Annotated in this window: 15 protein-coding genes; 11 read left to right on the top strand and 4 right to left on the bottom strand. The window is 53.9% G+C overall.

The window, feature by feature from the left end:
- The first annotated feature begins 46 nt into the window (after positions 1-46).
- The gene (locus ACSC94_RS07815) at positions 47-1,843 is read left to right on the top strand and encodes an autotransporter assembly complex protein TamA (RefSeq protein WP_435640285.1); all 1,797 of its coding nucleotides are present in this window, start codon (positions 47-49) and stop codon (positions 1,841-1,843) included.
- Positions 1,844-5,047: a translocation/assembly module TamB domain-containing protein gene (locus ACSC94_RS07810; RefSeq protein WP_435640284.1), complete on the top strand. Its 3,204-nt coding sequence runs from the start codon at positions 1,844-1,846 to the stop codon at positions 5,045-5,047. It abuts the gene before it with no gap.
- Here ACSC94_RS07810 and ACSC94_RS07805 read toward each other — a convergent pair.
- Entirely contained in the window at positions 5,044-5,805 is a 762-nt protein-coding gene (locus tag ACSC94_RS07805; RefSeq protein WP_435640283.1) for a response regulator transcription factor, read from the bottom strand. The two genes, ACSC94_RS07810 and ACSC94_RS07805, sit on opposite strands and share 4 nt — an antisense overlap.
- A gap of 427 nt (positions 5,806-6,232) precedes the next feature.
- Here ACSC94_RS07805 and ACSC94_RS07800 point away from each other — a divergent pair, with 427 nt between their 5' ends.
- The 9 genes from ACSC94_RS07800 to ACSC94_RS07760 are packed head-to-tail and all read left to right on the top strand — an operon-like array spanning position 6,233 to position 14,605.
- Complete coding sequence (locus ACSC94_RS07800; protein WP_435640282.1) at positions 6,233-7,909, top strand: methyl-accepting chemotaxis protein; 1,677 nt, start codon at positions 6,233-6,235, stop codon at positions 7,907-7,909.
- Positions 7,910-7,966: 57 nt separating this feature from the next.
- Positions 7,967-8,353: a response regulator gene (locus tag ACSC94_RS07795; RefSeq protein WP_435640281.1), complete on the top strand. Its 387-nt coding sequence runs from the start codon at positions 7,967-7,969 to the stop codon at positions 8,351-8,353.
- 1 nt (position 8,354) lies between these two features.
- Positions 8,355-8,975 (top strand): protein phosphatase CheZ, encoded by a 621-nt coding sequence (locus ACSC94_RS07790; protein WP_435640280.1) that lies wholly within the window; start codon positions 8,355-8,357, stop codon positions 8,973-8,975.
- 24 nt (positions 8,976-8,999) lie between these two features.
- Positions 9,000-11,327: a chemotaxis protein CheA gene (locus ACSC94_RS07785; RefSeq protein ID WP_435640279.1), complete on the top strand. Its 2,328-nt coding sequence runs from the start codon at positions 9,000-9,002 to the stop codon at positions 11,325-11,327.
- Positions 11,324-11,794: a chemotaxis protein CheW gene (locus tag ACSC94_RS07780; RefSeq protein WP_435640278.1), complete on the top strand. Its 471-nt coding sequence runs from the start codon at positions 11,324-11,326 to the stop codon at positions 11,792-11,794. Before ACSC94_RS07785 ends, ACSC94_RS07780 begins: the two co-directional genes overlap by 4 nt.
- The gene (locus ACSC94_RS07775) at positions 11,791-12,171 is read left to right on the top strand and encodes a response regulator (protein ID WP_435640277.1); all 381 of its coding nucleotides are present in this window, start codon (positions 11,791-11,793) and stop codon (positions 12,169-12,171) included. The genes ACSC94_RS07780 and ACSC94_RS07775 overlap by 4 nt, the downstream gene beginning before the upstream one ends.
- Positions 12,171-13,295: a protein-glutamate methylesterase/protein-glutamine glutaminase gene (locus ACSC94_RS07770; protein WP_435640276.1), complete on the top strand. Its 1,125-nt coding sequence runs from the start codon at positions 12,171-12,173 to the stop codon at positions 13,293-13,295. Before ACSC94_RS07775 ends, ACSC94_RS07770 begins: the two co-directional genes overlap by 1 nt.
- Before the next feature lie 22 nt (positions 13,296-13,317).
- The gene (locus tag ACSC94_RS07765) at positions 13,318-14,205 is read left to right on the top strand and encodes a CheR family methyltransferase (RefSeq protein ID WP_435640275.1); all 888 of its coding nucleotides are present in this window, start codon (positions 13,318-13,320) and stop codon (positions 14,203-14,205) included.
- Between the two features lie 31 nt (positions 14,206-14,236).
- Complete coding sequence (locus tag ACSC94_RS07760) at positions 14,237-14,605, top strand: hypothetical protein (RefSeq protein WP_435640274.1); 369 nt, start codon at positions 14,237-14,239, stop codon at positions 14,603-14,605.
- Here the strand turns inward: ACSC94_RS07760 and ACSC94_RS07755 are convergent.
- The 3 genes from ACSC94_RS07755 to ACSC94_RS07745 form a co-directional block, all read right to left on the bottom strand.
- A complete protein-coding gene (locus tag ACSC94_RS07755) occupies positions 14,593-17,760 on the bottom strand; it encodes an efflux RND transporter permease subunit (RefSeq protein WP_435640273.1) in 3,168 nt (1,055 codons plus the stop codon). The two genes, ACSC94_RS07760 and ACSC94_RS07755, sit on opposite strands and share 13 nt — an antisense overlap.
- A gap of 100 nt (positions 17,761-17,860) precedes the next feature.
- Entirely contained in the window at positions 17,861-19,084 is a 1,224-nt protein-coding gene (locus ACSC94_RS07750; protein ID WP_435640272.1) for an efflux RND transporter periplasmic adaptor subunit, read from the bottom strand.
- A 116-nt stretch (positions 19,085-19,200) separates the two neighbouring features.
- Positions 19,201-19,830, bottom strand: coding sequence for a TetR/AcrR family transcriptional regulator (locus tag ACSC94_RS07745; RefSeq protein WP_435640271.1), 630 nt, complete (start codon positions 19,828-19,830; stop codon positions 19,201-19,203).
- Positions 19,831-19,929 lie beyond the last annotated feature (99 nt).

Below are 19,929 nucleotides of genomic sequence, written 5' to 3'. Positions count from 1 at the left end.
CATGGCCTGCCGGGTGGACCCGCAGCCCTTGAAAATGGAATTTCCTATGCGTATCTGGCCATCCCCCTTACCGCGGGTTCTGCTGATGCCGTTGTGTCTGGTTCTGTCCGGATGCTGGGGCGGTGGGGGTGTGCGGACGGCGTACAGCCTGTCCGGGATCGATCAGGGGGCGGATGCGACGCTGACGCCGTACTTGCAAAAAATTGTCGACGATCGCCTGGGTGGTGAGTTTGAGCTGGGCGATGATGCTGCGGATAATGCGCGCCGCGAAACGTACCGCGAGCAGATGATCCTGACGGATCTGCAAAAGGCTCTGCGGGCGAAGGGCTATTATGATGCCACGGTCAAATATGCGGATGATGCGGCCGTTTCTTTCACAGGTACGTATAATATCGAACCGGGTTCGCTTTACACCATTGCAACACTCACGACCAATCCGCCGGAATTTGCGGCGGTGATGGGCAAGGATGCGCTGGAACCCGGCACACCGCTGGATGCGGCGTCCGTCCTGGCGTTGCAGGAAATTGTGAAAGAGCGCGTGGCCAAGGATAAATGTTATTTCACGCTGGATGTGAAAAACGAAGTTGTATTGAACCCTGATACGCAGACGGCCGATGTGACATATCGCGTCGATGTCGGGCCAGAGGCCAAGCTAGGCCGCGTGACCTTCACGGGGCAGAGTACGGTGAAAACATCCTATCTGGACAAGCTGGTGCCGTGGAACGAAGGGGATTGTTTTCGTGAGCGTCGGGTTGAGCGGTTGAAAACCGCATTGATGGAATCCGGTTTGTTTTCGCGCGCGGAATCCGTGTTACCTGCTGCACCGGATGAAAACGGGATGGTGGCGGTCGAGGTTAAATTATCCGAACGCGCCCACCGTACGATGAAAGCGGGTTTAAGTTATTATACGGACGAAGGGCCGGGCGCGACATTCGGGTGGGAACACCGAAATTATTGGGGCGCGGCCGAAAAACTGACCACCACGCTCAGCCTGTCGGCGTTGAAGCAAAGCCTGTCCGCCAATGTGTTGAAGCCGTTCTTTATCCGCAAGGATCAAAGCCTATCCTTGAATACGGAAGTGCGGCGACAAGACACCGATGCGTTTGAAGAGAGTGGTGTGGATGTTGGTGCGTCGATTAACCGCACCTTTAATAAACGCCTGACCGGATCGACCGGGGTGAAGTTCACCCTGTCAGAGATTACCGAGGATAATGACGTCAATGACAGCGATGATCTCTATGGTCTGATTTCATTTCCAAATTCGCTGACCTTTGATAACCGCAATGACACGCTGGACCCGACCAAAGGGTGGCGCATCTTTGGGTCCGCTACGCCGTTCCTTGATGTTCTGGGGGTCAGTGATCCGTTCTTTAAACTCGAATTCGGGGCCAGCACGTATTGGGCGCTGGATGAAAAGAAATGGTCCATTCTGGCCCTGCGTACCAATATTGGCAGCATTCTGGGCAGCGGCACATTCGATATTCCCTCCACCGAACGGTTTTTTGCCGGGGGTGGCGGGTCCGTGCGCGGGTACGGGTATCAGGAGGTGGGGCCGAAAGATTCCAACGACGATCCCCTCGGTGGACGATCGATGGTGACGGGCAGTGTCGAAATGCGCCAGCGTTTTACAACGACATTGGGCGCGGTGGCATTTGTGGATGCGGGGACGGTGTCCAATGAATCCTGGCCAAAAATGAATGATGTGGCCGTTGGGGCCGGTATCGGCGCACGGTATTACAGCGGGTTTGGTCCCATTCGATTTGATGTGGCCGTGCCACTGACGCAGAAAGACGATCTGGAATCGAATTTTCAAATTTATATCAGCATCGGGCAGGCGTTTTAAATGCAGATAAAAACCATTTTGCGCAAAACGGGTCATGCGGTGCTGGAGGTTTTGTCCTTCCTGTTCCTGTTTGTCATGCTGGTCCATGTGTTGATCGCTGTTGGTTTTGTCTGGCTGGGCACGCCGGGCGGGCAGGCGATGATGCGCAAGCAGATCAATCTGGCGCTGGAGGGCACGGGCTATTCCATTGATTACCATGCTTTGTATTACAGCGCGGTGGGTGGGTTGAACGTAACGGGTTTGCGGGTGGATGATGCAAACGGTGTGATCGCCGATGCCGACCGGATGACCGTGCGGCTGGGCCTCTTGCCGCTGGCGGCCCGTCATGCGGCCATCAGTGTTGATGCCGGAGCCATCACGGTCCACCGCATTCCGGCGGGCGAAGCGCGGGCCGAAGATGATGCGGCCACAGGATTTACAATCCCTGACCTGTATTTCCGCAGCCTGTCGTTGGATCGTTTGCGGGTCAAACGACTGGATCTGCGTGAGGGGGTTGCCGGACCGGCCATGGTTCTGGCTCCGGATATTGCGGTGAAGGCCAATCTGTCGTCCGGTCTGGCGCTCGACATCAAGGCCACCATTGGCCAACCGGATGCGGCTTTCATTGCGTGGATGCCGCAAACGATCCGCATAAAGGGCGTTGTGGATACGCAAAATTTACGCGCGACCCTTGAAACATTTTTGGTGCAGGCGGAATCCTTTACCGTTGAGGGTGTGGGGCAGGCCGATTTGCATGACGATGGAGCCATTGATTTCAATTTGAACGTCGACAGTTCCGATCTTCAACCGTTGACGGGCGAAGGTGGGCAGGCCGATCTGGTCGTTCGTGTCAGTGGCGCAACCCGTGATCCGGCGCTGGATGTCTCTGGCTCCCTGATCATGGATCGCATGGTTGAAAACGGATTGCCGCGTTTGGATTTAAAAGTCACGGCGCAAAATCTGGCCTCTGTTCCGGCAGGTACGGCGGCGGTGTCGGGCCGTTACCGTGATATGGATTTACAGACCTCATTTCAATTTTCCTATGACGCACCACGGTTGAATATTGCCGATTTTTCCATGACCGGGCCGGATTTAAAGGCGGGCGGGGATATTGTGATTGATACATCAACGCTGCTGGCCAGTGGTGATGTGCGCGCGGACGTGGCGGCGCTGGCGACCTATGCGCCCTTGATCGGTGTTGACATTGCGGGCCGCATCAACGCGTCAGCCAGTCTGGCCCCGACGGCAGATGCAACACAGGCCATGACGGTGGATGCCGATATTGGTAACGCCCGGTATGAAACATATACCGTCGATCATCTGGACATGAAGGTGGCGTTGGATGATGTGCGGAAAATGTGGCCGAAAACGATGGATATTGCGGTCAAGAACGCGCGCCTGTCGGATACAATAGCCATTCAAACCATGACGGCCAAAATCGCGCAGAATGACGCCGGGCATTATCGTTTGAGTGCTGATGGCACGGGAACTATGCCGCATGCCTTGCGGATGAAGGGCAGCGCCAGCCTGTCCGCGCTGGATCAATCCATCCCCTCGGCGCGGGATATTGATTTGAACGTGACCATGGGGGCATCATCCGTGCGCTTGGCGGGGGATGTTGTGGACCGCGTGGCCAATTTGTCGGTAACGACCAAAAATTTCAACATGGCGGATCTTCCGGCTACGCTGCCCGAGGCGTTGAAGGGGGTGTTACTTACGGGGGCCGTTGATGTCACGGGTCCGCTGGATCAACCCGTGATCAATGTGAAGGCGCAGTCCAATGAAATCATTGTCGCGTCGGGTGTGCCGGGAATCTCGTTATCCGCCACGGGGCATTATGAGGCTGGCGTTGCGCGTGTTGAGGCCAGTGGAACGGGGACGGGAATTCAGGATCTGTCCGCACATGCTAGCGTTCCGGCCTCGTTATCCCTGTACCCCTTTGCTTTTAACCTGTCGGAACAAGCGGCATTAAAGGGGGCGGTGAACGCCGATCTGGATAGTGCGGTTCTGGCCGGGCTGGTCTTGCCGCCGGGGCATAGAATGGCGGGGTTGCTGCGCGTTGATGGAACCATCACGGGAACGCCCGCGGCGCCGGATGCGCATGGAACCATTGCGTTCCAGAATGGAACCTATGATAACGAACAATACGATGTTGCCTTGCGCGACATTGATGTCGTGGCCGATCTGGACCGGACCAAAGTGGAATTGAAAAAATTATCCGCCAATGATGGTCAAGGTGGAACAATCGCCGGATCCGGAAGCATGGATTTTGTGAACACGGCGACAACGTCGATGAATCTCAATCTGGATCAGGTGCGATTGGTCAAAAGCAATATGGCCGATGGCACGGCAGATGCCAGTCTGGCGTTGAAAGGGCGGGCGGATGGTTATGATGTCACCGGAACCATCACGCTGAATGATTTTAATATCACCATTCCGGAAAAATTCAGCACGCAGATCCCCGAGCTGAATATCGTGACGCCGGAGAGTGGTGCGGCACAGGACCCGTTCCTGCAAAAAATTGCTTTGAATGTGAAGCTGGATGCGCCGCATCGCATTTTTGTCAGGGGTTGGGGGTTGGATGCAGAATTTGGTGGCGACCTGGATATAACGGGCACATTGAATGCGCCGTTGGTGAATGGGGCATTCGAATCCATCCGCGGGCGGTACGAAGAGTTTGGCAAGCGGTTCGAATTGGTGCGGGCCAATCTGCGGTTCCAGGGGGCGGTGCCGCCATCACCCTATCTGGATGTTGAGGCCACGCACGATACAGGCGATGTAAAGGCATCCGTCCTTCTCTCTGGCCGGGTGAGTGAGCCGAAAATCAATTTTGCGTCCGTTCCCGCCTTGCCGGAGGATGAGGTGATGTCCCGCATCCTGTTCGGCAAAGACATGAGCCGGATCAGCGCGTTTCAGGCGGTGCAACTGACACAAACGCTGCAACGTTTTTCTGGCAAGGGGGGCGGGTTCGATCCGGTGGGCATGGTGCGTGAAATGACCGGATTGGATGACATCAGCGTTGAAAGTTACGATGACGGCGCAACGACGGTGGGCGTTGGGAAATATCTGACCGATCGCGTGTATCTGCGCGTTGAAAACGATACTGGCGGCACAGGAAGCGCCGCCAGTATCGAAGTTGAAGTCACACCGAGCATATCGGTTGAAAGTTCCGTGGGGCAGGACGCACAGGTCGGTGGTGGCGTCTTCTGGACCCGGGATTATTAAACCGCGGCACTCATCTTTCTTCCTTCGCTGGCATAGATCGCGTCGGAGGAGAATTTGTAACCCAATCCGCGAACGGATTGAATCATCCGCGATTCCGGTTGATGGTCGCCCAGTTTTTTGCGAATACGGGCGATTTGCGTATCAATGGCACGGTCCGTCACGTTGAAATTGCCGTTATGGACCTTGTCCAAAATCTGTTCACGCGTCAAAACCCGGTTTGGCGATGACACCAACGCTTCCAGCAGATGGAATTCCTTCAGCGTCAGGCCGGCGGATTTACTGTCCCGGTCGAATAACTGGAACTGATTCCGGTCCAGAACCCAATTTCCGAATTGAATATGATCCGTGTTTTGCGCTGTGGCGGTGGCCGCGCGCTGGAACGATTTGCTGTGATGGCGCAATTGCACCTTGATCCGGGCAAATAATTCACGAATCTGGAATGGTTTGCACAGATAATCGTCCGCACCGGATTCCAGCGCTTCAATCTTTGACGCCAGATCGTCGCGGCTGCTGATCATAATGATGGGTGCGCTGGTCAAATCGCGGATACGGGGCAGGGCATCAATGCCTTTTTCGCCCGGCAACATGTGGTCCAGCAAAATCAGGCTGGGCTGGCATGTACGCAGAACTTTCTCCATTGCGGCAATGTCACCGGCGAGCAGGACATTGTAATTTTCATATTGGAGGGGTTCTTTAAGTATTTGTTGGACCAGTGGGTCATCATCGACAATAAGAATGGTGTGTGTCGGTGTCTTCATTCTGAATCTCACGCTCACTAAAAAATAAATACGCAGGTAGGCAAATCGCCATATCCCCAATCATATCTGAAGAACCTTATATAAAGTATGAACGTTGAAATCAGGGACTTAGCGCTTAAGGATAGTTTATATACCCTTAGGTATAGTTTCTGGGTGTTGCGTAAAATTGTTGCCGCCGCATCGTGGACGGTCAATTTGCTAATCGGCTCAGTATTTTACGAAATTCTATCCGCGGGCGTGGCTAATCCGGTCGCCTGCCCCCTCATGCGTTTGTCACAAATCTGTAACAAACCCGGCATCGTTCTGTAACACGCATTTGCGACCATCATTTGATAGAGCGGTCCAGAATGGGCCCGCCATATTTATTGCATCACATTATAAAGATGATGGGGAAGCCAGCATGAAGTTCTTTAATGATCGAAAAATTATGACGAAGATTTTGTCGCTGGTTGCGATCATGGTCGGGTTCATTGCTTTCCTCGGCTTTAATGCCTACAGCTCGATTTATGATCTGCACATGGGCGTCGTCGGTTTGAGTGAGCGCAGCGATCGCTTGCGCATTACCAATGACATGATTGATGCGCAGAATCTGGTGAAATATTCCGAAGCTGTCATTGCGATTAAAGACACGGCCGAATCCGTAAAAGAGACGGAAAAAAATCTGGCCAATTATAAAAAAGTGTTCACTGAGTCCATGCCGATCATGCTGGCCGCAGCGGACGCAGAAGAGGCCCCGATTCTTCAAGAGCTGCAAAAGCGATATGATGTTTATGTAGCGCAGATTGAAGTCACGCTTCGTGAAGCCAATGAAATTTATATCCAAAAAACAAAAGAAGACGACTCCGCTTTAAAGGCATCGATTGCCAAAAGCGAGGCGAGTGCACAAGCAACTCTGGAAAAGCTTTGGGAGCTGTGTGCGGACATGGGTAACGATGTTGCGATCAGCAAAGACGCAGCGATCAAAACGGCCACGGATGCGGAGCGCTCTATTATAATCGTATCCGCAATCATTGCGGTCTTTGGTTTTGGTTTTGGTTATGTTCTGTCTTCGGCTGGGATTTCAAAGCCGTTGGTTGGGTCGGTGGATGTTCTGAAGAAGCTGGCCAACAATGATCTTGATGTTGACGTGAAGGGTGCGGACCGCAAGGACGAGATTGGTGATGTGGCCCGCGCAGCGAATTTCTTTAAAGAATCTCTGACCAAACAGCGCGAGATGGTTGAAGCCGAGAAGCGTGAGCAGGTTCTGAAAGAGCAGCGCCAGAAGCGTGTTCAGGAGCTGATTGAATCCTTCGATATCAATGCAACGCAAACGGTGTCCACTGTGGCCTCTGCTTCCACGCAATTGTCGCAAACGGCCGAAGGCATGTCGAAAATTGCGGATGAAACCAACCGTCAGTCGGTTGAGGTTGCATCGGCATCGGAACAGGCGTCGCACAACGTCCAATCCGTAGCCAGCGCGGCCGAGGAAATGGCCGCAACGGTGCAGGAAATTTCCCGCCAGATCGCAATTTCCAACAATATGGTGCAGGACGCCATGACCAAAGCCGAAGCCGCCGATGCGTCTTCGCGTGAATTGGTGGATATGTCCAGTGCCGTTGGCGCAATTGCGACCTTGATCGAGGATATTGCCGGGCAGATTAACCTGCTGGCCTTGAACGCCACGATCGAATCCGCGCGTTCGGGTGAGGCGGGCAAAGGCTTCGCCGTTGTGGCGAACGAGGTCAAAAATCTGGCCACGCAAACCGCCAAGGCAACCGAACAAATCCGCCAGCAATTGGACGGTGTGCAGAAAACGGCCGTGAATGTGGCTGATGTTCTGCTCAGCGTGCGTGAAGCGATTGGCAAGGTTGATGAAACATCCGCCACCATCGCCGCAGCCGTCGAAGAACAGGCCGCCGCCACCCAGGAAATCGTGTCCAATATGAACACGGCAACACAAGGGGTTGAGCAAATTAACGGCGGCATCTTCTCCATCAAGGGCGGAACGGATTCGACCACGGCGGCCACACGCGAAGTTCTGGACGCGGCCCGCATGTTGTCGGTTCAGGCCGAGAAAATGGATGGCGAGGTCAAATCCTTCCTGCGCGATATTCAAGCGGCCTGATCTGGTCTTTTGATCCCGTAAACTTAGATATTTAGAAGTAAAAAAGAGGTGTAACCAATGACTGTGAACCCGGCGCAAATGCAAGTGTTGATCGTTGATGACTATAAAACGATGCTGCGCGTGATCCGCAATCTCTTGGCCCAGATTGGCTTCAAAAACGTTGATGAAGCCACCGATGGGACGATGGCGTTGGATATGATGAAGCATAAAACATACGACCTGGTCATTTCCGACTGGAACATGGAGCCGATGACGGGGCTGGAGCTTCTCAAAACCGTGCGCGCCAATGGCAATGATAAATTGCCCTTCATCATGGTCACGGCGGAAAGCAAAATTGAAAACGTTGTCGCCGCACGTCAGGCCGGCGTGAACAACTATATCGTCAAACCGTTTAGTGCGGAAATTCTGAAAACAAAAATCGCCGCCGTTTTGGGGAGCTTCTAATATGAGTGGGGATATTGAGAGCGCAGGGGGCGGCGATGCCCTGTATCGCCGGGATCAGGTTGTCACCATCGTCAATTCCGTTATCGGGAAAATTCAAAGCCCGCAGGGAATTTCGTTCGATGTCGTGAACAAAGAACTGAACAGCCTGAAAGACGCCATCGAAACGATGCGTACGGAATTGCAGGCAGCCCAGCCGAACGCCATTCAAAAAACGCATATTCCGACCGCGACGGATGAGCTGGACGCCGTTGTCGAAACGACGGAGAAGGCAACAGGATCCATCATGGATTCATGCGAAGCCATTATGGGCGAAATTCAGGGCAGCGACCCCGAATTGGTGCAGAAGATCGAAGCCCATATTGTCAGCATTTATGAAGCTTGCACGTTTCAGGACATCACCGGCCAGCGTATCAAAAAGGTCGTCACCGCCCTGAAAACCATCGACCAGAAAGTCAGCCATATGCTGCAAACACTGGGTGAGCGTTTTGCGCATCTGCGCGACGAAGATGGTGGCGATGCGACCAAGGATAAACCCAGCCTGTTAAATGGCCCGGCTCTGCCCAATCAGGGTGGCGTCAGCCAAGATGATATTGACCGCCTTTTGGCAGAATTTGACAGCTGAAAAGGCAATGCAGAGGACCCCGTCATGGATGACTTAATTAATGAATTCCTGACCGAAACCAACGAGAGTATTGGCGCGTTGGACAATGACGTGGTCCTGCTGGAGCAGGATCCGAGTAATATGGATTTGCTCTCTAAAATCTTCCGCATTATGCACACGATTAAGGGCACATGCGGGTTCTTGGGCCTGCCGCGTCTGGAAAAAGTGGCGCACAAGGCAGAGGATCTGCTGGGTCTGTTCCGTGAAGGGAAAAAAACGGCAACGCCGGAGAATATTTCCCTGATTCTCGAAGCTTTGGACCGGATTAAAGAAATTCTGGAAGGCATTGAAAAAACGGGCACCGAACCGGAAGGTGATGACACCGTCCTGATCAAGCGTTTGGAGGCTGCGGCTGTTGTAGGTGGTGAAACGGCCCCGGTTGCCGCGCCAGAGCCGGAACCCGTTCCTGAGCCGATTGTCGACATTGCCAATGATCCGTTGATGGGTATGGAATCGATTGATGATTATGTGCCCATTCCGGTCAGTGCCATGGGCGCGCCAGCGCCGACCCCTGCACCGGAAGCTCCGGTCGAAACACCGCATGTTCTGTCCGTGCAGCCACAGGCAGCGGATAAGCCCGTTGTTGCCGCCGGGGAACACGGTGAAGTTCGTGGGGCCGCAGCCCAGACCCTGCGTGTCAGCGTCGATGTTCTGGAAGAATTGATGACCATGGTTAGCGAGCTGGTGCTGACCCGTAACCAGATCCTGCAAATTTCGCGGATGCAGGATGACAGCACGCTGTCATCGTCTCTGCAGCGCTTAAATCACATTGTGTCCGAGCTGCAAGAAGGCGTAATGAAAACGCGGATGCAGCCCGTGGGCAATGCGTGGGCCAAATTGCCGCGGATCATTCGTGATATTTCATCCGAACTGGGCAAAAAAATCGACCTGGACATGCAGGGTCAGGAAACGGAACTGGATCGTCAGGTTCTGGAGATGATCAAGGACCCGCTGACCCACATGGTTCGCAACGCCGCCGATCACGGGATTGAAAACCCGGAACAGCGCCGCGCAGCGGGCAAGCCGGAAACCGGTAAGGTCAAGCTGAATTCCTATCACGAAGGGGGTCATATCATCATCGAAATTTCCGATGATGGCCGTGGCCTGCCGATGGAAAAGATCAAGAACAAGATCGTCCAGAATGGTTTGGCGACCGAGGCCGAGCTGGCCAATATGTCGGTTCAGCAGGTTCAGCAATATATTTTCCACGCCGGGCTTTCTACCGCTGAAAAAATCACGTCCGTTTCGGGCCGTGGTGTTGGCATGGATGTGGTGCGGTCCAACATTGAACAGATTGGCGGTTCGATCGAGATGAAATCGATCGAAGGGAAAGGGTCGACCTTTACCATTAAAATTCCGCTGACGCTGGCCATTGTTTCGGCCTTGATTGTCGGGGTGGGTGAAGAGCGTTTTGCCATTCCGCAACTTGATGTCCGTGAATTGGTCATGGTCAATGCCAATGGTCCGAACAAGATCGAAAAGGTCAATGATTCGGAAGTGTTCCGTTTGCGTAACCGCATTTTGCCGCTGGTATCACTGCGCAAATTAATGGGTTTGCCGTTGCAGGAAGGTTCTGCGGAACGGGCCCGCCATATCGCGGTGATTAAGGTGGGTGGGTTTAACTTTGGTCTGATCGTCGAACGCGTATTCGATACCGAAGAGATCGTGGTCAAGCCGCTGTCCAGCATTCTGCGTCAGCAGCAAGTGTTCTCTGGCAACACCATTCTGGGTGATGGTCAGGTGATTATGATTTTGGACCCGTCCGGAATCATGAAAACGGCTGGTATTCTGGACAATATGGTTAAGCAAGCCGAAGAAGATGCCGAGGCGGAGGCCAAAGAAAGCGTCATGGAAACACCGCTTCTGTTGTTCCGTGTTGGCAGCAAGGGCCTGAAGGCCGTGCCACTGAAACACGTGACGCGGCTGGAGGAAATCGAGCTGTCTGAAATTGAACAGGCTGGCGATCAACGCGTGATCCAATATTACGATACGTTGATGCCGGTGTTCTATGCGGGCCGTGCCGACACATTGCCGAAGGAAGGCAAACGTCCGGTGATTGTTTTTGCCGCGAAAAACGGCATTGCCGGGCTGATCGTTGACAAGATCATGGACATCACAAACTTCCGTGGCGAATTCCAGATCAAGTCGGATGGTCCGTTGGCGGGCAGTGCGATTATCGAAGGTCAGGCGGCCGACATTATCAACCTGACCTATGAACCGGAAACGAAACCGGCGACGTCTGTCATGCAAACGCTCAATCGTAATGGCCATGACGCCGAGGAATTCGGGATGTATCAGGGGGCAGCAGAATGACACATGCGAAGTCGAATGAATATTTGACCTTTATGCTGGCCGGGCAGTTGTTCGGGGTGTCGGTGTTGCAGGTGAATGATGTCCTGCGATCCCAAAAGACAACCCGGACCCCGCTGGCCCCGCCCACCATTGCCGGCATTATGAATTTACGGGGACGTATTGTGACCGTCATTGATGTGCGGCGTTGCCTGAATCAAAAACAAGGCGGCGATAATATTGGTGGCATGAGCGTTGTCGTCGAACAAAACGGCGAATTGTTCAGTTTGATCATCGATGCCGTTGGCGATGTTTTAACGCTTGACGAAGATAATATAGAACCAATTCCGCCGACCTTGGATGCCTCGTGGAGCGCTGTAGCCGCGGGTGTCTATAAATTGCCGGACCAGTTGCTGGTGACATTGGATGTCAAAAAGCTTCTGGCGTCGGCACAGTTTTACGAAAACAGCCTTGTGGAGGGTGTCGCATGACATTTTGCCTGATTGTTGATGATAGTGCGACCATCCGAAAAATCGCACGCAAGAGCCTGGAAGAATTTGGGCTGGTTTGTGAAGAGGCAGAAGACGGCGTGTACGCCTATGAATTTTGCCAAAAGAAAATGCCAGGAATGATTTTGCTGGATTGGAATATGCCACGTATGAATGGCCTGGAATTTATCGAAAAACTGCGTGGCATGGAAAACGGTGATGCGCCGAAGGTTCTGTTCTGCACGACGGAAAGCAGCATGGACCATATTATGAGCGCCATGAAAGCCGGAGCGAACGAATATATCATGAAGCCGTTCGATCAAATCATTCTGCGCACAAAACTGGTCCAGCTCGACATCCTTGAAGATGTGGAGGCGTAATGACCGCCATCACGACCGGCCCGCAAAGCCCGCAAGAGGCACCGAATATCCGCGTAATGATCGTCGATGATTCGGCGGTTATTCGTGCGGTTATTACGCGCACCTTGACGCCGGAGCAAGGGATTGAGGTTGTGGGAACCGCGCCGAATGGCGATCTGGCGGTTAAGGCCATTGCGCGGTTGCAGCCGGACATCGTGGTTTTAGACATTGAAATGCCGATCATGGACGGCCTGACCGCCTTGCCATTGTTGTTGAAAGAAAAGCCGGATGTGCGCGTTCTGATTTGTTCGACTTTGTCGGCACGCGGTGCCGATGTGACGATGAAGGCGCTGGCCCTCGGGGCCACGGACAGTATTTTAAAGCCGGGCGGTGAATCGATTTCCAGCGCGGCTGATTTCCAGCGCGATCTGGTGCGCGTGATCCGGGCCCTGGGGCGGCCACGCAAAAAATACGCACCGACAAACCATACAAACGGTACGGCTACGGGCGCGACCAAAAAACTGTATCCGCAGGCCACCGTAACATTGCGCCCGCATAAAGCGCCCTTGCCACCGAAAATTCTGGCGATCGGCAGCTCAACCGGCGGGCCGAAGGCGTTGATGGATATGTTGAAGGGGTTGAAAAACTTCCCCCTTCCCATCGTGATTACCCAACATATGCCGAAAACATTCACGGCAATGTTGGCGCAACATATTGAACAAAACTGCGGGATACCGTGTTTTGAAGGGGCTGAAGGAATGGTGTTGAAACCGGGGTCTGCCTATGTGGCGCCTGGTGGACTGCACATGATCTTTCAGAAAGGTCCAGGTGAATATCCGGCGATTCATCTGGATTCGGGGCCGCCGGAAAATTTCTGCCGCCCGTCGGTGGATGTGATGCTGCGTAGTCTGGTTGATATCTATGGACCACGAATTTTGACCGTCATTCTGACCGGTATGGGCAGTGATGGTTTGGAGGGATCTCGAAAAGTCGTCGATAGCGGGGGTAACGTTATCGCACAGGACGAAGAGTCATCCATCGTGTGGGGCATGCCGGGGGCTGTGGCAACGGCCGGGTTATGCTCCGCGGTCCAGCCACTATCTCAATTGGACGTGACGATCAGAAAGCTTGTCACAGGGTTATAACGCAGCAAGGGTGTAGAGTAGTATGGAAGTAGCTGATTTCGAGTTTTATAAAGGCTTGCTGAAAGATAAATCCGGCCTGTCTATTTCACAGGAGAAGATTTATCTGCTGGAAACCCGTCTGGCCCCAGTGGTGCAGAAATGGGGCCATGGCACGCTCGATCGCCTGACGCAATATTTGCGTATGAAGCGCGATGAGGCCGTGATCAAAGATGTGGTCGAAGCCATGACCACAAACGAAACCTTGTTTTTCCGCGATGATCGCCCGTTCAAACATTTCCGCACGGTTATTTTACCGGAGCTGATCAAAAGCCGTGCGAATACGCGCAGCTTGAAAATCTGGTCCGCCGCGTGTTCGTCGGGGCAGGAGCCATATTCCATCGCCATGACGATTGAAGAGGCCGTGTTTGAAAAAACAGCATGGAAATTCGATATTCTGGCCACCGACATTGCCGATTCCGTTTTAAAGCAAGCGCAGGAAGGGCTGTACAGTCACTTTGAAGTGCAGCGCGGCCTGCCGATTCAAACCATCATGAAATATTTTTCTCAGGATGGCGACCGTTGGCGCATCAAGGAAAATTTACGCAAAATGATCCGCTTCAGCAAATTCAATCTGCTGGACCGGATGAGCAGTGTTGGGCAGTTTGATATTATTTTCTGCCGTAACGTGCTGATCTACTTCGATGAGGAAACGAAGAAGAAGGTCCTGAGCGGACTGATGCAACAATTGGCCCCGGACGGGTATTTGTTCCTGGGCAGTTCGGAAACAGTTTTGGGCCTGTCCCAGAATTTAAAGCCCGTTGCGGCGTGTCCGGGCCTGTATACCGTGCAAAAGGCAGAAGCTGTGTCGCGTGAACCTGTAATTGCAACTCCGAAAACAACCCCTATGGCGACTTCGTTGTCCCGCGTTTAAGGTTGTTTTCGACGGGTGGAAAAGGATCCGTATGGATTACAAACTGTGCTTTGTGGCCGGTGGTGGTGCGGAAAACCGCGAACGCACCAGCCGTATCATCCGCGATAATAATTTGCTGTGCATCGAAATTGATACGATTGATCAAGTGATCGATGCGTGCAAAACCATCATTCCTGAAATGATTATTCTGGATGATGAACATTCATGTGTTGAAATCAATCAATGGGTTGGAAAATTGCGGTCTTTGCCGCGCGGGAACGGCCCGACGGTCCTGCTGCGTGAATCACAAACCCCGATCAATGGCTGCAAAGAAAATGCAGGCCGATCGGTGGATCGCCTGCACGTTCTTCACAATACGCATTTTCACGAAGAATTACGGTTCTTCCTTCAGGACATCTGACCGTCCGTCTTGGCCTTTCCACGCTTCATAAAATCTTCCAGCTTGCGCAGCAGGACATAGAAGGCCGGTGTAAAGATCAGGCCGAAGAACGTCACGCCCAGCATCCCGTAGAACACCGCAATCCCGATGGCTTGGCGCATTTCTGCCCCGGCCCCGTGGCTGTTGACCAGCGGCAGAACACCCATGATGAACGCAAACGATGTCATCAGGATCGGGCGCAGACGCAGGCGGGAGGCTTCCACGGCGGCTTGCACGATGGTGCGGCCCTGGTGTTCCAGTTCACGGGCAAATTCCACAATCAAAATTGCGTTTTTGCACGCCAGTCCCGCAAGGACGAACAACGCAATCTGGGTAAAGATGTTGTTGTCGCCCCCGGTGAAATAGATCCCCAGAATGGCCGAGAGAATGGCCATAGGAACGATCAAAATCACCGCCATCGGCAAGGCCAAGCTTTCATATTGCGCGGCCAGCACCAGGAAGACGAGGAAGATACACAGCGGGAAGATAAAGATGGCTGTATTCCCCGCCAGAATCTGTTGGAACGTCAATTCCGTCCATTCAAACGTCATGCCGGGGGGCAGGGTTTCGTTCAGGATTTTGGTAATTGCGGCCTGCGCCTGACCGGATGAAAATCCCGGTGCGGCATCCCCGTTCAAATCGGCGGAGCGGAAGGCGTTATAGCGCATGGCCGTTTCCGGGCCGAATGTTTCGGTCACGGTGACGACGGAGCCGAGCGGAACCATTTCCCCTTCAATATTCCGGGTTTGCAGACGCAGGATGTCCGCCGGGTTGGACCGGAAATCGCGGTCGGCTTGCGCCTGCACCTGATAGGTGCGGCCAAACTGGTTGAAATCGTTGATATAGAGCGACCCCAGATAAATCTGCATGGTGCGGAAAATATCATCGATGGGAATGCCCAGTTGCTGCGCCTTCGTCCGGTCAACATCCGCGAACAATTGCGGCACGTTGACGTTATAGCTGGAGAAGATGCCACGCAGAGCAGGATCGGCATAAGCCTTGCCCAACACGGCCTGCACCGTATCGTTCAGAGCTTGGTAGCCTTGGTCCGCACGATCTTCGATCTGCAATTTAAAGCCGCCAACGCTGCCCAGCCCTTGAACCGGCGGGGGGGGGAAGATGGCGATAAAGGCATCGTCAATCGCATTGAATTGGGCCTGCAATTGCTGGGCAATGGCAAAACCGTTCTGGTCATGGCCTTCACGCTTGTCGAAATCGTCCAGTGATACGAACACAATGCCCGCGCTGGATGAATTGACGAAGCCGTTGATGGACAGGCCCGGGAATTGCACCGCCCCCTTCACGCCGGGGTGCTTCAGGGCAATTTCACCCATTTGACGAATCACATCCTCGGTCCGTTCCAGTGTGGCGCCAGCCGGAAGCTGGGCAAAGCTGACCAGATATTGTTTGTCCTGCGCCGGAACGAATCCTTTGGGCACAAGGTTGAAGCTGTAGATGGTGGAGGCGACCAGCGCGCCGTAAATCACCATCATAATCGCCTTGCGGCGGGTGAAGACACCGACACCCTTGGCGTATCCGCTTTGACCTTTGTAGAACATCTTGTTAAAGCCGCGGAAGAACCAGCCAAACAGGAAATCCATGATCTTGGTCAACCCATCTTTCGGCGCGTCATGACTTTTCAGCAACAAGGCGGACAATGCCGGGCTGAGGGTCAGGGAGTTGAAGGTGGAAATCAGCACGGCAATCGCAATGGTCAATGCGAATTGCTTATAAAACTGCCCGGTCAAACCGCTGATGAAGGCAATCGGCACGAACACGGCGCACAGCACGAAGGCGGTGGCCAGAATCGGGCCGGTCACTTCTTTCATGGCCTGCATGGTGGCATCGCGCGGGGATTTTCCTTCCTCGATATTCCGCTCAACGTTTTCGACCACGACGATGGCGTCATCCACCACGATCCCAATCGCCAAAATCAAACCGAACAGGGACAGAACGTTGATAGAGAAGCCCAGCAGGTGCATCACCGCAAACGTACCCACGATGGATACGGGCACGGCCAGCAGCGGTATCAGGGATGCGCGCCATGTTTGCAGGAAGATGATCACGACCAAAACGACCAGCGCGACGGCTTCCAGCAGGGTATGGATTACAGCCTTGATGGAGTCCTTCACGAACACCGTCGGGTCATAGACAATGGAATAATCCACGCCTTCGGGCATGTATTCCTTCAACTCCGCCATGGTTTTGCGGACGTTTTTGGAAATATCCAGCGCGTTCGCGCCGGGGGAGGCGAAGACCGGAATGGCCACGGCCTGCTGGTTATCCAGCAGGGAGCGCAGGGCGTAGCTTTGCGCGTTCATTTCCACGCGGGCCACGTCGACCAGACGCGTGACAACACCATTGGCATCGCGTTTGATAATAATCTGTTCAAATTCCGCGGCGGAGGTCAGGCGGCCTTGGACGTTGACCGGCAACTGGACTTCGATGGCGTCATCATACGGGGGGCCGCCAATCATCCCGGCGGCGACCTGTACGTTTTGGGCGCGCACGGCGTTGACCACTTCGGTCGCGGTCAAATTCCGTTCGGCCACCTTGTCCGGGTTCAGCCAGATGCGCATGGCATAATCACCCGATCCGAACAGGCGAATTTGGCCCACGCCTTCAATCTTCGCCAACTGATCCTTGACGTTCAGTGTGGCGTAGTTGCGCAAATACAGCATGTCATATTGGTTGTTAGGCGAGAGAAGGTGAACAACCATGGTCAAATCGGGGGAGCTTTTCACCACGGTCACGCCCAATTGGCGGGTCACTTCTGGCAGGCGCGGCGTGGCCTGGGCCACACGGTTTTGCACCAATTGCTGGGCCAGATCGGGGTCGGTGCCGATGGCAAAAGTGACGGTCAGGCTGAGATTGCCGTCCGTTGTCGCCAGCGAGTTCATATACAGCATGTTTTCCACGCCGTTGATCTGTTCTTCCAGCGGCGTGGCCACGGTTTCGGCGATCACCGCCGGGTTCGCACCGGGGAACTGCGCATTGACCACGACGGATGGCGGGACGACCTCTGGGTATTCGGAAATGGGTAAATTGGGAATGGCCACCAGACCCGCCATGAAAATCAGGATCGAAATAACCGACGCAAAAATCGGGCGATCGATAAAGAAGCGAGAAAGATTCATCGGATGAGATCCTTATTTTCAAAATTTATGGTCAAGCGGTCTTTAAAAAACAGGCGGGGGAGCGCCTGTTTTTATGGGGTATGGTTTTACGCATTACGCCTTATTTGTGGGGAGCAGAGGCCGTATTGTCGCCCGTCCCGGCACTGGTTTCAATAGAGGCCAGTGCCTTTTCAAATTGCGGGGACACATCCATGCCGGGGCGAATACGGATAATGCCGTCGGACACAATGGTTTCGCCTTCATTCAAACCGGACAGCACAATCCGTTTACCGGCGACGCTGTCACCCAACGTCACTTCGCGGTATGCGGTTTTTCCATCATCGCCGATCACGTAAACGAATTTGCGGTCCTGATCCGTGCCAACGGCGCGGTCGGAAATTGCGATTTTGTTTTGTGATGACGGGCTGCCCATGCGGATGGTGGCGAACATGCCGGGCAACAACGTACCATCCTCATTTGCGAACAAGGCGCGGGCACGGATGGTGCCGGATGACGTATCCAGATGGTTGTCGAAGCTTTGGATAAATCCTTCGTACATTACTGTGCCATCACTGCCCATCAACTGAACCGGAATTTTATTTTCCGATGCGGTGTCACCCGCAATATTGCGGACATGGGTCAGATAAGTTTGTTCATCCACCTCGAAATCGGCGTAGATGCCGTTATCGGAGACGATGGAGGTCAGAACCGGCGCGTTCGGCCCCGCTTCGACCAGATTGCCCTTGGTAATTTCGGCGCGGCTGATCCGGCCGGAAATGGGGGCCTTCACAAAGGCGTGATCCAGATTGATTTTGGCCTGTTCCAATCGCGCCAGTGCGGCATTCACATCGGCCTTGGTCACTTGTACGGTGCTGACGCGTTCGTCATACACGCGTTTGGGAATATCATCGGTTTTCACCAATGTTTCCGCGCGTGCCAATTCTTTCTGTGCCAGATCGGCGCGATCACGGGCGGCGTTTACTTCGGCGCTGGCCTGATCCACGGCGGCTTGGTACGGGCGCGGATCGATGACGTAGAGAACATCACCCTCGGCAACAATCTGGCCATCGGCGAAATTGATTTCATCAATCCGGCCACTGACCTGCGGGCGGATTTGGGCGTAATCAACGGCCTGCAAACGGCCAGAGAAATTTTTCCAGATGGCGAGCGGGGCGCTTTCAATTTTCGCGGCGGCCACTGGCATCGCTTGCGGCACGGCGGCGGCCAATTCGACCGTGCTGGCCTGCGCGGATGTGTTGGCATAGAACAAAGCCCCGGCGCTGCCCATGGCGATGAGGGCAACGGCGCTGGCCAACAGGATGGTGCGTTTGGATGGGGTGGTCATACTCAAGTCTCCGTTTGTTGCGCTGCTTCTATTTATATTGACTGGTTGGTCAAGCACTTGGTCCAAAAAAACGCGGGATTCCCGCGACTTACGTCCGTTTTTGGCTCTTATTCTGTTCAGGCGGCATCCACCGCATGATCCGGATCTTTCAGCCCCAACAGGCGGAGCAATCCGGATCTCAAATTCCGTTCCAAATGGTCCAACGAATTTTGGACCCGGGCCACCAGCATTTGTCCGGTGATATAATCCAGTATTTCGTCGGCGCGGGCCTTGCAATCCGTATCTTGGGGGAGCAATCCCTCATTCATCAAGTCGCGGATCGTGGCTTCGTAATACCGCTTCTTAAACGCAAAGATCTGTTCGATCTTGTCCTTGATAATGCTGTCTGTTCCGGCCAGTTCGCACCCCAATGATCCACTGGGACAACCGCAAACATGGCCCACTTCGCGCAGCATTTCGGCCTGTTTTTCAACAATCAGGTCCGCCAGCATGGTCAGCCGTTCAACCGGCGGGCGCGATGCCGAAAAAATCGTATCGTAAATCGGGCGCAGGATGGCTTCTTCGCTATCCAATGCCGCCATGGCCAAATCCGCCTTGGACGGGAAGAAGTGATAGAAACTTCCCTTCTTTACATCGGCGGTCTTGCAAATATCATCCACGCTGACCGCGCCGTAACTGTTCATCCAGATCAGTCGTCCGGCTGTATCAATCAGTTTCTGGCGTGTATCTGTTGCTGCGTGGCTCATACTCTTACACTACCAAGACTTGACCGGTCGGTCAAGATAATTTTGACCCGATCGGTATGTATTTTATAATGCTTTGATATATATAGCCATTATTCGGGT

The organism is Micavibrio aeruginosavorus (assembly GCF_051245535.1).
Classification (GTDB): Bacteria; Pseudomonadota; Alphaproteobacteria; order Micavibrionales; family Micavibrionaceae; genus Micavibrio; species Micavibrio aeruginosavorus_D.
Note: the sequence above shows the minus strand (reverse complement) of the source record. Positions and strands in the feature narration are given on the sequence as shown.

What these genes read in the sequence shown, in the direction of transcription:
- ACSC94_RS07785 (WP_435640279.1), top strand. Translation starts at nt 9,000, where the DNA reads ATGGATGACTTAATTAATGAATTCCTGACCGAAACCAACGAGAGTATT.
- ACSC94_RS07750 (WP_435640272.1), bottom strand. Translation starts at nt 19,084, where the DNA reads ATGACCACCCCATCCAAACGCACCATCCTGTTGGCCAGCGCCGTTGCC.
- ACSC94_RS07755 (WP_435640273.1), bottom strand. Translation starts at nt 17,760, where the DNA reads ATGAATCTTTCTCGCTTCTTTATCGATCGCCCGATTTTTGCGTCGGTT.
- ACSC94_RS07810 (WP_435640284.1), top strand. Translation starts at nt 1,844, where the DNA reads ATGCAGATAAAAACCATTTTGCGCAAAACGGGTCATGCGGTGCTGGAG.
- ACSC94_RS07760 (WP_435640274.1), top strand. Translation starts at nt 14,237, where the DNA reads ATGGATTACAAACTGTGCTTTGTGGCCGGTGGTGGTGCGGAAAACCGC.
- ACSC94_RS07770 (WP_435640276.1), top strand. Translation starts at nt 12,171, where the DNA reads ATGACCGCCATCACGACCGGCCCGCAAAGCCCGCAAGAGGCACCGAAT.
- ACSC94_RS07745 (WP_435640271.1), bottom strand. Translation starts at nt 19,830, where the DNA reads ATGAGCCACGCAGCAACAGATACACGCCAGAAACTGATTGATACAGCC.
- ACSC94_RS07765 (WP_435640275.1), top strand. Translation starts at nt 13,318, where the DNA reads ATGGAAGTAGCTGATTTCGAGTTTTATAAAGGCTTGCTGAAAGATAAA.
- ACSC94_RS07780 (WP_435640278.1), top strand. Translation starts at nt 11,324, where the DNA reads ATGACACATGCGAAGTCGAATGAATATTTGACCTTTATGCTGGCCGGG.
- ACSC94_RS07775 (WP_435640277.1), top strand. Translation starts at nt 11,791, where the DNA reads ATGACATTTTGCCTGATTGTTGATGATAGTGCGACCATCCGAAAAATC.
- ACSC94_RS07790 (WP_435640280.1), top strand. Translation starts at nt 8,355, where the DNA reads ATGAGTGGGGATATTGAGAGCGCAGGGGGCGGCGATGCCCTGTATCGC.
- ACSC94_RS07805 (WP_435640283.1), bottom strand. Translation starts at nt 5,805, where the DNA reads ATGAAGACACCGACACACACCATTCTTATTGTCGATGATGACCCACTG.
- ACSC94_RS07815 (WP_435640285.1), top strand. Translation starts at nt 47, where the DNA reads ATGCGTATCTGGCCATCCCCCTTACCGCGGGTTCTGCTGATGCCGTTG.
- ACSC94_RS07795 (WP_435640281.1), top strand. Translation starts at nt 7,967, where the DNA reads ATGACTGTGAACCCGGCGCAAATGCAAGTGTTGATCGTTGATGACTAT.
- ACSC94_RS07800 (WP_435640282.1), top strand. Translation starts at nt 6,233, where the DNA reads ATGACGAAGATTTTGTCGCTGGTTGCGATCATGGTCGGGTTCATTGCT.